Origin of the sequence: Streptomyces sp. NPDC087310 (assembly GCF_044744405.1) — a bacterium.
GTDB lineage: Bacteria > Actinomycetota > Actinomycetes > Streptomycetales > Streptomycetaceae > Streptomyces.
In genome coordinates this window covers 441,508-456,374 of sequence record NZ_JBIUYF010000005.1, presented here as the reverse complement: position 1 = coordinate 456,374, position 14,867 = coordinate 441,508, and the positions used below count along the sequence as shown (strand labels likewise).

15 protein-coding genes are annotated in these 14,867 nt (G+C 72.1%); 7 read left to right on the top strand and 8 right to left on the bottom strand.

Going from position 1 to position 14,867, the window contains the following annotated elements; translation table 11 throughout:
* Positions 1–256 precede the first annotated feature (256 nt).
* The 3 genes from ACIO3P_RS21240 to ACIO3P_RS21230 form a co-directional block, all read right to left on the bottom strand.
* A complete protein-coding gene (locus ACIO3P_RS21240; RefSeq protein ID WP_401852999.1) occupies positions 257–1,213 on the bottom strand; it encodes a LysR family transcriptional regulator in 957 nt (318 codons plus the stop codon).
* On the bottom strand, positions 1,210–2,070 hold the full coding sequence (locus ACIO3P_RS21235; RefSeq protein WP_401852998.1) for an IclR family transcriptional regulator: 861 nt from the start codon (positions 2,068–2,070) through the stop codon (positions 1,210–1,212). The genes ACIO3P_RS21240 and ACIO3P_RS21235 overlap by 4 nt, the downstream gene beginning before the upstream one ends.
* A 133-nt stretch (positions 2,071–2,203) precedes the next feature.
* Positions 2,204–3,145, bottom strand: a complete 942-nt coding sequence (locus ACIO3P_RS21230) for a PaaX family transcriptional regulator C-terminal domain-containing protein (RefSeq protein WP_401852996.1) — start codon at positions 3,143–3,145, stop codon at positions 2,204–2,206.
* A gap of 166 nt (positions 3,146–3,311) precedes the next feature.
* Here ACIO3P_RS21230 and ACIO3P_RS21225 point away from each other — a divergent pair, with 166 nt between their 5' ends.
* From ACIO3P_RS21225 to ACIO3P_RS21210, 4 genes are all read left to right on the top strand, one after another.
* Positions 3,312–4,214 carry an SDR family oxidoreductase gene (locus ACIO3P_RS21225; protein ID WP_329825029.1) on the top strand — a complete coding sequence of 301 codons (903 nt, stop codon included), beginning with the start codon at positions 3,312–3,314 and terminating at the stop codon, positions 4,212–4,214.
* A gap of 76 nt (positions 4,215–4,290) precedes the next feature.
* Entirely contained in the window at positions 4,291–5,175 is an 885-nt protein-coding gene (locus ACIO3P_RS21220) for an amidohydrolase family protein (RefSeq protein WP_329825030.1), read from the top strand.
* 80 nt (positions 5,176–5,255) lie between these two features.
* The gene (locus tag ACIO3P_RS21215; RefSeq protein ID WP_401852991.1) at positions 5,256–6,746 is read left to right on the top strand and encodes a long-chain fatty acid--CoA ligase; all 1,491 of its coding nucleotides are present in this window, start codon (positions 5,256–5,258) and stop codon (positions 6,744–6,746) included.
* A complete protein-coding gene (locus ACIO3P_RS21210) occupies positions 6,743–7,210 on the top strand; it encodes a MaoC family dehydratase (RefSeq protein WP_401852988.1) in 468 nt (155 codons plus the stop codon). The genes ACIO3P_RS21215 and ACIO3P_RS21210 overlap by 4 nt, the downstream gene beginning before the upstream one ends.
* A 61-nt stretch (positions 7,211–7,271) precedes the next feature.
* On the opposite strand, the gene ACIO3P_RS21205 is transcribed toward ACIO3P_RS21210, so the two are convergent.
* Positions 7,272–8,003 carry a pyridoxal 5'-phosphate synthase gene (locus ACIO3P_RS21205; RefSeq protein ID WP_401852986.1) on the bottom strand — a complete coding sequence of 244 codons (732 nt, stop codon included), beginning with the start codon at positions 8,001–8,003 and terminating at the stop codon, positions 7,272–7,274.
* Positions 8,004–8,186: 183 nt separating this feature from the next.
* Positions 8,187–8,834 (bottom strand): TetR family transcriptional regulator, encoded by a 648-nt coding sequence (locus ACIO3P_RS21200; protein WP_401789053.1) that lies wholly within the window; start codon positions 8,832–8,834, stop codon positions 8,187–8,189.
* Positions 8,835–9,134: 300 nt separating this feature from the next.
* On the opposite strand from ACIO3P_RS21200, the gene ACIO3P_RS21195 reads away from it, so the two are divergent.
* Positions 9,135–10,091: a VOC family protein gene (locus ACIO3P_RS21195; protein WP_401852985.1), complete on the top strand. Its 957-nt coding sequence runs from the start codon at positions 9,135–9,137 to the stop codon at positions 10,089–10,091.
* Positions 10,092–10,282: 191 nt separating this feature from the next.
* Entirely contained in the window at positions 10,283–12,766 is a 2,484-nt protein-coding gene (locus ACIO3P_RS21190) for a PQQ-binding-like beta-propeller repeat protein (RefSeq protein ID WP_401852983.1), read from the top strand.
* Here ACIO3P_RS21190 and ACIO3P_RS21185 read toward each other — a convergent pair.
* The gene (locus tag ACIO3P_RS21185; RefSeq protein ID WP_401852980.1) at positions 12,763–13,500 is read right to left on the bottom strand and encodes a hypothetical protein; all 738 of its coding nucleotides are present in this window, start codon (positions 13,498–13,500) and stop codon (positions 12,763–12,765) included. The genes ACIO3P_RS21190 and ACIO3P_RS21185 overlap by 4 nt on opposite strands.
* Positions 13,501–13,691: 191 nt before the next feature.
* On the opposite strand from ACIO3P_RS21185, the gene ACIO3P_RS21180 reads away from it, so the two are divergent.
* Positions 13,692–14,255 carry a hypothetical protein gene (locus tag ACIO3P_RS21180; RefSeq protein ID WP_401852977.1) on the top strand — a complete coding sequence of 188 codons (564 nt, stop codon included), beginning with the start codon at positions 13,692–13,694 and terminating at the stop codon, positions 14,253–14,255.
* A 78-nt stretch (positions 14,256–14,333) separates the two neighbouring features.
* Here the strand turns inward: ACIO3P_RS21180 and ACIO3P_RS21175 are convergent, their stop codons facing one another.
* Both ACIO3P_RS21175 and ACIO3P_RS21170 read right to left on the bottom strand, forming a co-directional pair.
* Entirely contained in the window at positions 14,334–14,501 is a 168-nt protein-coding gene (locus ACIO3P_RS21175; RefSeq protein ID WP_329825038.1) for a hypothetical protein, read from the bottom strand.
* A 146-nt stretch (positions 14,502–14,647) separates the two neighbouring features.
* A complete protein-coding gene (locus tag ACIO3P_RS21170; RefSeq protein WP_329825039.1) occupies positions 14,648–14,812 on the bottom strand; it encodes a hypothetical protein in 165 nt (54 codons plus the stop codon).
* Positions 14,813–14,867 lie beyond the last annotated feature (55 nt).

Below are 14,867 nucleotides of genomic sequence, written 5' to 3'. Positions count from 1 at the left end.
GCTGCCTCCTGTGCGGGGCGAGTCGGGACGCGGCGGCGAGGACGGCTCTCTCGCGGCCTGCCGGGCACAGTAGGAAACCGGGGGTTCCGGGGGGAATGCCCAGGTCGATAGAGCGTTTGACTACGGGGTATCAACGCCGTTTATGGCAGGGACCGCGCGAAGGGGCCGCGAAGGGACCGCGCGAAGGGGCCGCGAAGGGGCAGCGCGAAGGGGCCGCCGTCCACGGTCCGGTCGGTGGCCCGGCGGCCCGGTCCGGTCAGGGGCCGAGTAAGGCGGCGGCCCGTGCCACCAGGTCCCGTAGCCAGGAGTGCGCGGGGTCCTCGTCGCGGCCGGAGTCCCACCAGAGGTGTTCGGCGAGGGGGTCCAGCGGGACGGGACAGTCCAGGGTCCGAAGCCCGTGGATGCCCGGGAGCGCGGCGACGAGCAGGTCCGGTACGAGGGCGACGCGCCGGGTGCCGGCGACGAAGTCGGGGACGGCCCGGTAGCTCTCGACGCGTACGGCGATGTGCGGGCGGATACCGAGGGCGCTGAGCTGGCGGGTGGCCGGGGCGGCCGAGGGGTAGCCGTCGTCGCGGTGGTACGGCACCACCCAGGGCTGCCCCGCGAGGTCGGCCACGCCGAAGGACTCGGCGGCGGCCAGCGGATGCCCCTCGGAGACCAGACAGACCCAGCGGTCCTCGAACAGCGGCCGGGACGTCACTCCGGGGGTGCGGAAGTGGCCGAGCGGCGGCGAGACCATGCCGTCGACCAGGGAGATCGTCTCGACCACGTCGCGGCCGAGTGTCTCCCGTACGAGCTGGAGGTGCAGGGACGCGCTGGGGGCCTCGTCGGCGAAGAGCCGGGACAGCACGGGACCGAGGACGGTCGCCGGGTAGTCGGCCATGAGCAGGGTGAACTCACGCCGTGACGCGGCCGGTTCGAAGGCGCTGCCGGTCGCGAACAGCCGCTCGGCGGCGGCGCACACGGTCTCGACCTGCCCGGACACCTGGGTGGCCAGGGGCGTCAGGACATAGGCGCCCTGGACGCGTACGAGCAGTTCGTCGCCGAAGTGCCGGCGCAGCCGGGACAGTGAGGCGCTGACGGCGGGCTGGGTGACCCCGAGGCGCCGCGCGGCCCGGGTGACGTTGCGCTCGCGGCACAGCGCGCGCAGCGTCACCAGGAGGTTGAGGTCCAGGTTGCCGAGCTGGGTCGTGGGGCGGGTGAGGTCGGTCATGGCGGCGAGGGGCGGGTGGTGCCGGGGGCTCCGCCCGCCGCGGGGCAGCCGGGCGGGCCGGCCGTCGCGGCTGCCGCAACGGGCGCGAGCCGGGCGCCCAGCGCCCGCGAGATGTCCCGCGCGGCGAGGGTGACGAGCGGGGCCAGGGCATGCGGTCGCACGGTGTCGGCGTGGGCGACGACGGAGACCGCGGCGACCACCGTGTTGCCGGGTCCGTGGACGGGAGCGGCGACGGAGACCGCGTCCATCGTCACCTGGCGGTCGCTGACGGCGACCCCGGTGCGGCGGACCTCGGCGAGCGCACGGCGCACGTCGTGCGGGGTGGTGAGGGTGCGTTCCGTGTGCCGGTGCGGGGGCCGGGCGAGGGCGCGTTCCTGGACGTCCCCGGGCGCGTGGGCGAGCAGGACGAGGCCGACGCCGGTGGGGGTGAGGTCGAATCGGCCGCCGACCCGTGTCAGTACCCGGACGGCGTGCCTGCCCGCGAGGCGTTCCACGTAGACGACGGACAGGTCCTCCCTGACGGCGAGCTGGACGTTCTCGCGGGTGAGGTGGCACAGGTCGGAGAGGTGGGGCAGGGCCACTTCGCGCAGGCCGAGCCCGCGGGGCGCGAGCGAGGCGATCTCCCACAGGCGCAGCCCGATGCGGTAGCCGCCGTCGGGGTCACGCTCCAGCGCGCCCCAGTCGGCGAGTTCCTTGACCAGCCGGTGGGTGGTGGTCAGGGGCAGCCCCGCGTGCCGGGAGATGTCGGCGAGGCGCAGGACGGGGTGGGCGGTCGTGAAGGACTCCAGCACCTGCAAGGCCCTCGCCGTCACGGACGGATTCGCCGGGGCGGCCGGAGCGACCGCGCTGTGCTGCATGAGGGCCTCCTTGCCCTGGGCGTACCTGGGCGTACCCGGACGTGTCTCGACGTGTCTCGACGTGCCCCGGACGCATCCGATCCGCGGAGATCGGGGCACCCCAAGGGAAAGTTAGGCAGGGTCCCGACGGCAGTCAAGACTTCGGCGAGCGTTTCTGTAGGGGGAGTGCGGGGCCCGGCGCCGGGTCCGGCGCGGGGTCCGGCGCCGGGTGCCGCGCGGGGTTCGGCACGGTCTTCAGCAGCTCGGCGGCGAGTGCGCGGGCCGGCGCGTCGACCCGGGCGTCGGCCCGCCGGAACACGTCCTCGGCCGAGGACGCGGGCCAGTCGGCGGGCAGGTGCCGCACGGGGAGGTGGGGGTCGGCGCGGACGATCTGGAGCCATTCGGTCAGCAGCCGCAGCTTGACCGAGAGGGCGTCGGGGCCCGGTGCGCCGTGGCCGTCGGCGAAGGCCGCCCACCGGTCACGGAAGGCCACGTATCCGGCGCTCGTGGCCGCCAGGTCCCAGGTGTCGTGGACCATGCGGTCGATGTCGGTCGCGGGGTCGGCGGTGGAGCGGAAGACCCGGACGTACGGGCCGAGTTCCGGGTCCTCGGTGATCGTCGTGACGTCGGCCGTGCCGGGCGCGATCCACAGTCCGCCGATCAGCGGCCCGAAGCCGGCCCAGGCGAGCTGGGAGCGCAGGTCGTGGCGCTGGCGCTGCGAGGACTCGGGCAGCGAGAAGGCGAGCAGGGTCCAGGTGCCGTCCCAGTGGTCGTTGACGGCGCCCCGCCTCCAGACCCGGTACTCGCCGTCGCGCAGGATCGCGGAGGCGCGTTCGGTGAGGCCGAAGTACATACGGCGGCCTTCGCGACGGCGCTGGAGCAGACCGCGGTTGACCATCCGCGTCAGGGTGGACCGGGTGGCGTGTTCGCCGATGCCGGCCCGCCCGAAGACCTCGATGATGCTGCCGGAGTACACGCACACGTCGCCGCCGAGGACGAAGTTGCCGAGGAAGGTGAGCATCAGCGACTGCGGTCGCGGTGCCACCTCGTCCCCGCCGGTCCCCCGCTGTTCCCGATGTGTCCGCACGTCGCCCATGTCTCCCCCTCACGGCCCCTGATCGGGGCACTGCGGCGGAAACCAATGTTGCGCACTCTATTGACCGACGCAAGGGATCTGCATAACGTCGCGGCAGATCGAGGGGCTTCCGCCGCACGTACGGCGTTGCGAGCCCCCCTCCTTCCTTCGCAGAGGAGACACATCCATGGATCTCTCCGGCAAGGCGGCCGTCGTCACCGGCAGCGGGCGCGGCCTGGGCCTCGCCTACGCCCGTGCGCTCGCCGCGGCCGGCGCGTGCGTCGTCGTCAACGACGTGGACGCCGACGCGGCGCGAGCCGCGGTGGCACAGATCACCGAGGACGGTGGCCGGGCCGTCGCCGAGCCGGTCGCCGTCGGCACCGACGAGGCGGCGCGGGCACTGGTGGACCGGGCGGTCGACACGTTCGGCCGGCTCGACGTCATGGTCACCAACGCGGGTGTGCTGCGTGACCGGGTGCTGTGGAAGATGTCCGACGACGACTTCGACACCGTCCAACACGTCCATCTCCGGGGTACGTTCACCTGCGCCAGGGCCGCCGCGGTCCGGATGCGGGAGCAGGGCGGGGGCGGACGTATCGTCGTCGCCGGCTCCCCGGCCGGGCAGCGCGGCAACTTCGGGCAGACCAACTACGCGGCGGCGAAGGCGGGGATCGCCGCGATGGTGCGGACCTGGGCCATGGAGCTGGCGAAGGCGGGCATCACCGCGAACGCCGTCGTACCCAACGCGGCGACGGAGATGACGAAGTCGATTCCCCTGTTCGCGCCGTACATCGAGGCGTACGAGCAGGACGGGACGCCGTTCCCCGACACGCTGCGCAAGGGGCTCGCGTTCGGGACCGCCGAGGACTGCGCGGGTCTGGTGGTGTTCCTCGCGTCCGACGCGTCCGCCGGGGTCACGGGCCAGTGCGTCGGCATCGGCGGCGACAAGCTGTCGCTGTGGTCGCATCCGCAGGAGATCAGCGCGGCCTACACCGACGGCGGCTGGTCGGCGGACCGGATCGCCGCGGTCTGGCCGACCTCGGTGGGCGCCCGGCCGGAGTCGTACGGCATTCCCGCACCGACGCCGTAGCACCGCACGGCCGCAGGGCCGGGCCCCTACCGGTCCCGGACTCCGCAGGACCGGACTTCCGCAGGAAGGATCACCCATGACCGGCCTGGACGTCGGCGCGCTCACCGCGATCGACATGCACACCCACGCCGAGGTCTCCTCGCGCGGGCAGGGCTCGCTCTCCGCCGAACTGGAGGAGGCGTCGAGCGCGTACTTCAAGGTGGACGGCCGCCACCGCAAGCCCACGCTCCCGGAGATCGCGGCCCACTACCGCGAACGGCGCATGGCCTGCGTGGTGTTCACCGTGGATGCGGAGGCGGCGACCGGGACACCGCCCGTACCGAACGAGGAGATCGCCGAGGCGGCGGCCGAGAACCCGGATGTGATCATCCCGTTCGCTTCGATCGACCCGGCCAAGGGGAAGGCGGGCGCGAAAGAAGTCCACCGTCTCGTAAGGGACTTCGGGGTGAAGGGCTTCAAGTTCCACCCCAACGTCCAGGCGTTCCGCCCGAACGACCGTGCCGCGTACGTCCTGTACGAGGCGATTCAGGAGGCCGGTGCCATCGCCGTCTTCCACACCGGCCAGACCGGCATCGGAGCCGGCGCGCCCGGTGGCGGCGGTATCCGCCTCAAGTACTCCAACCCGCTGTACGTGGACGACGTGGCCGCCGACTTCCCCGACCTGTCGATCGTGCTGGCCCATCCGTCCTTCCCCTGGCAGGACGAGGCCCTGTCCGTCGCCACGCACAAACCGCGGGTGTACATCGACCTGTCGGGCTGGTCGCCGAAGTACTTCCCGCCGCAGCTCGTCCAGTACGCGAACACCCTGCTGAAGCACAAGGTGCTGTTCGGCACGGACTATCCGCTGCTCACGCCCGACCGATGGCTCAAGGACTTCGCCGCACTGCCCGTCAAGGACGAGGTCAGGCCGCTGATCCTCAAGGAGAACGCGGCCCGTCTCCTGGGACTGGCCGAGGAGTGAGGGCCTGTCCGGCCGGAGGTCGTCCGACGGGCTCCCGCACCGCCGACCACCACACGCACGGACGCAAAGGAGCTTCCGCAATGCGCGATCACGGCGTCGGATCCTGGACCGCACGACGCGCCCGCAAGACCCCGCACCGCACCGCGGTCGTCCACGAGGGCACCTCGTACACCTACGCACAGCTCCACGACCGCACCACCCGGCTCGCCCGTCATCTGCTCACGGTCGGGGTGCGGCGCGGTGACCGGGTCGCCTTCCTCGGCCCCAACCACCCGGCCTTCCTGGAGACCCTGTTCGCGACGGCCCGCCTCGGCGCGGTCTTCGTCCCGCTCAACACCCGTCTCGCGGAACCCGAGTTGAGGCACTGCCTCGCCGACTCCGGGGTGTCGCTCCTCGTCCACACCACGCGGTTCGACGAGTTCGCCGCGGGATGCGGCACCGGCCGGACCGTCGCGGTCGGCGCCGCGTACGAGCGTGTCGTCGGCGAAGGCGGGAGCGGGCCCGTACTGGACGAGCCGGTCGCCCTTGAGGACCGCGCCATGATCATGTACACGTCCGGCACGACGGGCCGCGCCAAGGGCGCCGTGCTGAGTCACGCCAATCTGACCTGGAACAGCGTCAACACCCTGGTGGACGGCGACTTCGCGTCCGACGAGGTCACGCTGCTCTCCGCCCCCATGTTCCACACGGCCGCGCTCAACATGACCTGCCTGCCCACGTTCCTCAAGGGCGGGACACTCGTCCTGGAGGAGTCCTTCTCGCCGTCCCGCACCCTCGATCTGGTGGAACGGCACCGGGTGACCGTCATGTTCGGGGTCCCCGCGATGTTCCAGCGGATCGCCGCCGAGCCACGGTTCCCCGACGCCGACCTGTCGTCCGTACGCCGGATGATGTGCGGCGGAGCACCGGTCCCCCTGTCGCTGATCCGCTCGTACGAGGAACGGGGTCTGCGCTTCGTCCAGGGGTACGGCATGACGGAGGCGTCCCCCGGTGTGTGTCTGCTCGACGCCGACAACGCACGGCGCAAGGCGGGCAGCGCGGGCGTGCCGCACTTCTTCGGCGACGTACGGATCGTCGACCCGGCCGGGAACGACGCCGAGCGCGGTGAGCTGATCACCGAGGGGCCCAATGTGATGGCGGGCTACTGGGGGCTGCCGGACGCCACCGACGCGGCCTTCACGGACGGCTGGTTCCGCACGGGCGATGTGGCGGTCGCCGACGAGGACGGCTACCTCACCATCGTGGACCGGGTGAAGGACCTCATCATCTCCGGCGGCGAGAACATCTATCCCGCCGAGGTCGAGAAGGTCCTGCACGACCACCCGGCCGTCGGGGACTGCGCCGTGATCGGGGTGCCGGACGCGCGGTGGGGCGAGGTGGGGCGGGCGGTCGTGGTGCTCGCGCCCGGCGCCGACGTGTCGGCCGACGCCCTCCTCGCCTCGCTGGACGGCCGGCTGGCCCGCTACAAGATCCCCAAGTCCGTCGTCTTCGCCGACGAGCTGCCGCGTTCCGGCACCGGAAAACTCCTCAAACCCCTGATCCGTACCGCCTATTCGGGAGACCTCGCATGACCGACGCCCTGCGCACCGTGACCGGACTCGACGAGATCAAGGCTCTCGCCGGTGCCGATCTCGGCCGTACCGACTGGCTGGAGATCACTCAGGACCGCGTGAACACCTTCGCGGACGCGACCGGGGACCACCAGTGGATCCATGTCGACCCGGAGCGGGCGGCGGCCGGCCCCTTCGGCGCACCCATCGCCCACGGCTATCTGACGCTGTCCCTGATGATCCCCCTCTTCACCGGTCTGCTCGCGGTCGAGGGCATCTCGATGAGCGTCAACTACGGCCTGGACAAGGTGCGTTTCCCGCTTCCGGTGAAGGTCGGCGCGAAGATCCGGCTGCACGGCACCGTCGACGCGGTCCATGAGGTGCGGGGCGACGGGGTCGAGATGCGGCTGACGTTCACGGTCGAGGTGGAGGGCGAGGCGAAGCCGGCGTGTGTGGCGTCGGCGATCTACCGGCACTACGCCTGACATCCGGATCCTGACATCCGGATCCTGCCGCCGGATCCGGCCGCCGGGTCCGTGCGCGGGCTCACGGCCACAGCAACTCGCGTGCCCACGTACCGGCCGGGGCCTCCTGGGCGGGGCGGCGGTAGCGCAGGCGTACGTGGCGGCGCTGCTCCTCGCCCTGGAAGAACTCCACCTCGTCCGGGACGAGGACGTACTCCGTCCAGGTGGGCGCCTCGGCGGTCGGGTCGTGGCGGGCCCGGTCCCAGGCCGTCCGGTTGGCCTCCGCCAGTTCCCGTACGGAGCCGAGCACCTCGCTCTGGCGGCCGACCAGGGCCGCGGCCAGGGCCCCCGTCGAGCGGGCGCGGAGATCGGCGGCGGCGTCCCGCGGGGGCGCCGTGCGCACCATACCCCTGAGGCGTACGGCCCTGGCCTGCGTGGGCCAGTAGAAGCCGAGGGCGGCCTCGGGGCGGGCGGCGAGCTGGCGGCCCTTGCGGCTGGTGGTGTGCGAGGCGAAGTGCCAGCCCTGGTCGTCGGCGTCGTGCAGCATCAGCGTCCGTACGTCCGGACGGCCCCGCTCGTCGGCGGTCGCGAGCGTCATCGTGTGCGGCTCGGGCTGGTGCGCGGCCACCGCCTGCGCGAACCACCGGTGGAACAGGGGCAGCGGGTCCCCGGGCGCCGTGGCCGGGTCGAAGGCGGGCAGCGGGGAGCCGTCCGTGTCCCAGACGCGCTGGGCGCGCAGCAGGGCCCGGAAGGTGTCCTGGGAGATGTCCTGGGAGGTTCCCCGGGGGGAGTGGCCGTTGTCGTTGTCGTCCATGCGGGACATTCAATCCCCGTACGCGATCTCCGTACGCGATCTCCGTACGCGATCTCCGTACGCGTTCCTGGTACGGGAACGCCGACGGGGATCAGTGGGATGACCCCCGTCGGCGTGACAGGACGGAGAGAGGGCACGCCCGTACCGTGCCCGCCGGCCAGTGCGCCGGATCGTTTCGGCGCGTTACTTCGTGGGCTTCTTGCCGGTCATGCCGAGATGGACCAACAGGGCCAGGTTCGGCTTCAGTTCGGTCTGCTTCACGCCCCAGCTCTGGAAGCCCTTCTGGTGCGAGGCCACCGAGGCGAGCATGACGACCAGCGAACCGGCCACCGCCGCCGGGCTGACGTCCTTGTCGACGCGTCCCTTGGACTGGAGCTCGGTCACCGACTCGGTGAGGGAGCTGGTCACGGAGTTGAGGATCTTCAGACGGATCTTGTTGAACCGCTTGTCGCCCTCCGCCGCGCCCAGGTCGACCACCCGGAGGATGGCGTCGTGTTTGCGCCAGAAATCGAGGAACCCCTCGACAAGGTCTTCCGACGTCTGCCACCCGGCCTTGCCGACCCAGGAACGGCCGGAGACCAGACCGGTCAACCCGGTGCCCTCCTTGGCCATTTCCTCGGCGATTTCGAGGACGGCGCCCTCGACGTCCGGGAAGTACTGGTAGAAGGTCGCGGGTGAAGTGCCCGCTTTACGGGCGACGTCGATGACTTTGACGTCCCGGTACGGCGAGGATCTGAGCATCTCGCCGAGGCAGTCGAGCAGCTTCTGCCGCGTCGCCTGCCCGCGTCGACCAGCCACGCGGCCGTCGACGGTGCGCACTTGTCCTGTCATGTCGTCAGCTTACCGAGGGGTGATCGGAGCGCGATTTGGCCGACTGCAAATGGGGAACCGGCCATCTCCCGCACGGCCGCGCCGGGCCCGGGGCGCGGGTTGTCCACAGGTTTAGTGTTATCAACAGCCTGTGGACAACTCCGGTGGATAACTCGGGGTGGCGACGGCTTCACCCTGGGGCAATGAATCAATTGTTCGATTTCTTCGGCTTGCGTTTCCGGCCAACCCGCACAAGCTTTGCTGTGACGGGCGCCACACACCGGTGACGTAGGCGGCGCCGCACAGGGAAGGATCCGGTCCATGGCCGCATTCGCGGAGGGCACGCCGTGCTGGGTGGATGTGTCGCTGCCCGACCTGGCGGCGGGCAAGCGCTTCTACGGTGAGCTGTTCGGCTGGACCTTCGGCCGGGACGCCGGCGCGGAGTACGGGCACTACACGGAGGCGTTCAGCGACGGGAAGCGGGTCGCGGGGCTGGTCGCCAAGCGGGACGGCAGGATGCCCACCGCCTGGGGCGTCTACTTCGCCACCGCCGACGCCGTCGCGCTCTGCGGACGGATCGTCGAGGCGGGCGGCCGGCTCGTCCAGGACCCGGTGGCGGTGGGGCGGTCCGGCGTCCTGGCCCAGGCGGCGGACCCGGCCGGCGCCGTCTTCGGGCTCTGGCAGGCGGGTGACGACACGGGGTTCGAGAAGAAGGGCCTGCCGGGATCCTTCTGCTGGACGGAGGTCTACACCAGGGACAAGGAGCGGGTGGACCCCTTCTACGAGGGCGTCTTCGGCTTCCGGGGCACGGATGTCCCCGGCGGGGACACCGGCGTCGACTTCCGGCTGTGGTCCCCGGCGGGCGCGGCCCCCGGCGCGGCGGGCGCCGTCGGCGGGCGCAGCGTGATCACGGACGCCTTCCCCGCGGAGCTGCCGGGCCACTTCCTCAGCTACTTCTCCGTCGCCGACTGCGCCAGGACCGCGGGTACGGCGGTCCGGCTGGGCGGCCGGATCACCGCGCCGCCCTTCCCCATCGCGTCCGGCCGGATGGCCGTCCTGGTGGACAACCAGGGCGCGTCCTTCGCCGTCCTGGAGGAGAGCCGGGACGCGCCGGGGAACGGAAAGAACACGCGGGGGGCGGAAGAAGCGGAAGACTCGGAGCGGGCGCCGGAACGGAATGCGCCGGAGCCGCCCCTGACGGAATCGGCCCCGGAATCCGTATCGGAGCCCGAGCCCGGCAGAAAGTGGCGGCGGGGCTGGAAACGGACCGGCGATTGACGGACGACAGGACTTCGGCCCCGGAACCGGGGGAGAATCCCCGGTAGGCGGGTATGCGAGGCGCAGGTGGTGTCCGGATCGGGACGAGACACCCCGATCCGCCCCCGGGTTCGCAACCGCCGCCTCCGGCAGGAAGAATCAGGGGGCACGGGGCCGTACCTTTGTGGCCCGTACGGGGAGGTGGCAGGCAAGTGGAGCAGCTTACGCAGCACGACCCGCGGCGTATCGGCCCTTTCGAGGTGCTGGGACGGCTCGGGGCCGGCGGCATGGGGCTGGTCTATCTCGCTCGTTCGGCGTCCGGTCGCCGCGTGGCGATCAAGACCGTCCGTACCGAACTGGCCGAGGACCAGCTCTTCCGGGTCCGCTTCACGCGTGAGGTGGAGGCCGCCCGCGCCGTCAGCGGCTTCTACACGGCCGCCGTGGTGGACGCCGACCCGCGGGCCGCGGTGCCCTGGCTGGCCACGGCGTACGTGCCCGCGCCCTCGCTGGAAGAAATAGTGAACGAGTGCGGTCCGATGCCGGCCCAGGCGGTGCGCTGGCTGGCCGCCGGGATCGCGGAGGCCCTCCAGTCGATCCACGGGGCCAGCCTCGTCCACCGCGACCTGAAGCCGTCGAACGTGCTGGTGGTCGAGGACGGACCCCGCGTCATCGACTTCGGGATCGCCTCCGGCGTCTCCAACACCCGGCTGACCATGACGAACGTCGCCGTCGGCACGCCCGCGTACATGTCGCCCGAACAGGCGCGGGACTCGCGCAGCGTGACCGGCGCCAGCGACATCTTCTCCCTCGGGTCCACCCTCGTCTTCGCCGCCACCGGCCACGCCCCCTTCCACGGGGCCAACCCGGTCGAGACGGTCTTCATGCTGCTCCGCGAGGGCCCGGACCTGGAGGGGCTGCCGGACGAGCTGAGACCCCTCATCGAGTCCTGTATGCAGATGGACGCCGGACTGCGGCCCTCGCCCGCCGACCTCCAGTCGCAGCTCGCGCCGCATCTCTTCGCCTCGGGCAGCGACGACAGCGGTACGGCGTCGGCCTGGCTGCCGGACTCCGCCACCGCGATGATCGAGCGCCGCCGCAACGGAGGCCGGGTCGCCGCCGCGGCGCGCGCCGCGGCCCCGGCCGTACCCCCGCAGCCCCTGCACCAGCCGCCGCGGCCCGCGCAGGCGCCCGACTGGGACGCCGCGTGGCGCCCCGACGGCGGCGGCCGGGGAAGCGGCGGACCCGCCGGTGCGCACGCCGGCGGACACGGCGCCGGGCACGGCGGGCGCCCCGCGCCCCGGCCCGTCGCGCAGGGCGCCGCGATGCCCGCCGCCGCGCCCCCGGCCAACCCGGTCCAGCTCCCGGGCGCGCCGGTGCCGATCGGCCCAGGACCGCGCGTCGGGGACGCGCACGCCGTCGCGGACGCCGGTCCCGCCACCGGCTGGATCCGCCCGCCCGCCGGGCTGCTCGGCGCGGACCCCCCCCACGGCGCCGCGCCGCACCCGCCCGTACCGCCGCTGCCCGCGCCCACCCAGCCGCCCGAGGGGGCGGCCGACGCGCAGCGCTGGCGGCCGTGGCGGTTCCGGATGTCCAACGACGTCTGGGGGACGCCCGTCGTCGACGGGGACCTGCTCTACGTCACGTCCTTCGAGGTGCACGCGCTGGACGTGGGCAGCGGGCGCCGGCAGTTCAAGACCCGGGACGTCGCCTGGGCGATGGCGGTGTCCGGCGGCCGTATCCACGCCTCGGACGGGCCCACGCTCTACGCGCTCGACAGCACGACCGGCGCGGAGCTGTGGCGCCTCCAGACCACCTCCTGGGTGTACTCCCTCAAGGTCGACCGCGGCACGGTCGTCACCGGCACGCGCGGCGGCGGTGTCCAGGCGTGGGAGGCGTCCAGCGGTGAGCGGCTGTGGGAGATCGCGGGCGCCCAGACGGACTTCGAGACCCCGGAGTCGGGCCCCACGATCCACGACGGCACGGTCTTCGTGTGGAAGGACGCCCGGCTCCAGGCGCTGGACGCGCGCTCGGGCACCGAGCTGTGGTCGTACCCCATCGGCGACGCGGCCTCCTGCGGCGGCGTCCCCGTACGGGTGAGCCCCGCCTCCGACGGATATCTGTACGTCGCGGCGGGCACGCGCGTGCTCTCCGTCGACCTTGTCACCGGCCATGTCCGCTGGCACTTCGAGGCGCCCGCCGTCTTCCTCTCCCCGCCCGCCTTCGCGCCGGGTCCGGCCGTCACGGGCGGCGGTGTCTACCTCGCCGACTACCTGGGCACGGTGTACGCGCTCGACGCGGCCACCGGCAAGGACCGCTGGCGCATCGCCACGGAGTCCCGCCAGTCGATCGAACCGGCCCTGGTCGCCGACGGCAACGTCCATGTCGGCAGCGGCAGCGCGCTGTACACCCTGGACGCGGTCACGGGCACGCCCAAGTGGCGCTTCGCGGCGGGCGGCGAGGTCATCGGCGCCCCGGTCGTCGCCGACGGGCGGCTCCACTTCGGCTCGGCCGACCACGCGCTCTACACACTGGACGCGAGCGGCGGCCAGCTCCGCTGGAAGCTGGCGACGGGCGGCGAGATCACCGGGTCGCCGGTGGCGCGGCGGGGCGTGGTGTACGCGTGCAGCAAGGACCGGTGCGTGTACGCGCTGGACGCGGTCAAGGGGACGGCGACGGGACGCGGTTCACGGCCTTAGCGGTACGGGTCGTCGCGGCGGGGGGTGCGGTCGGTGTCGGGGGCGCCGTTCTCCTCGTACCACCGGCCGGTGACGGGCAGGGACTGCGTGTCCCCGTCCTGCGTCTGCGTCTGCGGCGGCTGCGGCTGCGGCTGCGGCCAGGGTTCCTGTTCGTACCGCTGGTCCTGTCCGTACCGCTGCGGCTCGTACCCCTGCTGCCCGCCCTGTGGGTCGTACCCCTGCGGCTGCCCGTAGCCCTGCGGCTCGTACTGCCGGGGGTCGTACGGCTGCGGCTCGTACGGCTGCGGCTCGTACGGCTGCTCCCGGTCCCGGCGCCCGGCGCGCCTGCGGCCGGACATCAGGAGCGCCGCCAGCAGCAGCGCCACCCCGCCGCCCGCGGTGTACGCGACGCCGACGCCCAGGCCCGAACCGTCCCCGCTGATGGCGAGGGAGCCCGCGGCCTGCCCCTGACGCACCATCCACAGCACGGTGAAGCCGAGGACGATCAGCCCGGCCAGCGCCACCAGCGGACGCGAGCGCGCCATCACCCCGACCAGGGTGACCAGGGCGGCGAAGGCGAGGGGCAGCAGGAGCGAGGTGAAGAGCCCGGCCCCGTTCGGGGTGACGCCGTCGAAGAGGTCGGCGACGCGGTAGTCGCGTCCGATCCGCCCGTCGTACCAGGCGCGGAACGGCCCGAAGACAGCGGCGGCGGCCCCGGCGAGAGCGAGGATCGAACCGAAGATGTTGCGGACCATCGCCCGGCCTCCTTGGCTGTGCGGAACCCTGCTCCAGGTGGAGACGCTACGCCGGGTGCCTGGTGTGCGCCATGCGGCGCCTGCGGTTGTCCGTACGCGCTGCTAAGGTGTCGCGCGCACTTGACAGGTTCATGGGCTCCTCGGCGTACCGAGGAGTGATACGTGTCCAACGGGGGAGTGACTCGACTTTGATGCGTCGACGTCTGAAGTTCGCGGCCGTACTGGTCGTGGTGGTGCTGGCTCTGACGGGGTTCTCGTCGGCCAAGTCCGGCAAGGGGGGCAGCGGGAGCAAGGGGAAGTCGAGCAGCAGCGGCGGCAGCAGCGGCGGCGGAGGCTGCTCGAACTCGAAGAAGAGCAACGGGTCGTCGGGGTACGACTCGGGCTCGCGCTACAACGATCAGGACGATTACGGCGACGACGAGTACGGCTCGTCCGACAGCAGTACGCCGACGTCCGTCGCCACGGCGACCACGGGCGGCGTCGAGGCGCGGATCGTCACCTGCGTCCGCAAGGCGAAGGGCAAGCGCAAGGCCGTCACGTACGCGACCGTACAGGTGGAGACCGCGGTGGGGGTGACCGACCGCTACGACATCGACGTGACGTTCACGGACGCCACCGGCCGGGTCATCGACTCCGGTGAGACGGAGATCGACCTGGAGAGCGGCGAGACGACCACGGTCAAGGTGGCGATGGACAGCCCGCGCCAGGTCACCCGCGTGAAGAAGTGCACGGTGAGCACGGCGCTCGACACCTGACGGCCGCGAGGACACGGAACGATGGAGAGGGCCGAGCGCGATGCTCGGCCCTCTCCGCCTCGGTCGGTGGGTCGCGGCTCAGGTGACGTGCACGTCCTGGGTTTCGACAGTGACATGGTGGTCCTGGGGGTGGTCGGTGACGTGGTTGTCACCGGCGAGGGCCGGCGACGCCGCGGCCGCTCCCGCGGCGACAACCAGGGCGGCCGTGACCAGGATTCTCTTGGCAAGCGTTATTTCACGTGTCATGTCGAAATTCTTTCCGGTAGGCACTGCCGCAACCGTCGACGGCACATCGGTAAGTGGTATCAGGGGTTCCGGCCCCTGACACGCCAGGGCCGCGGCGGCTCCCCCTCCGCGCCGCCGCGGCCGTTACCCCCGTCGAAAAGGCTTGATCAGGCAGGCTCGCTGGTGACATGCGTGTCCTGCGTGGTGAGGTCTCCGCCGGTGACGTGCGTGTCCAGCGGCTTGGGCGTGGTGTCCGGCTCGCCGGTCACGTGCGTGTCGCCCTGCGGCTTGACGATCTGGTCGGTCGTCTTCTCGCTCTTCTTCTCGCTCATGGCTGAACTCCCTCGTGTAGAGCGATGTGGTGGGGCATGAGGCCCGTCCGGCCGT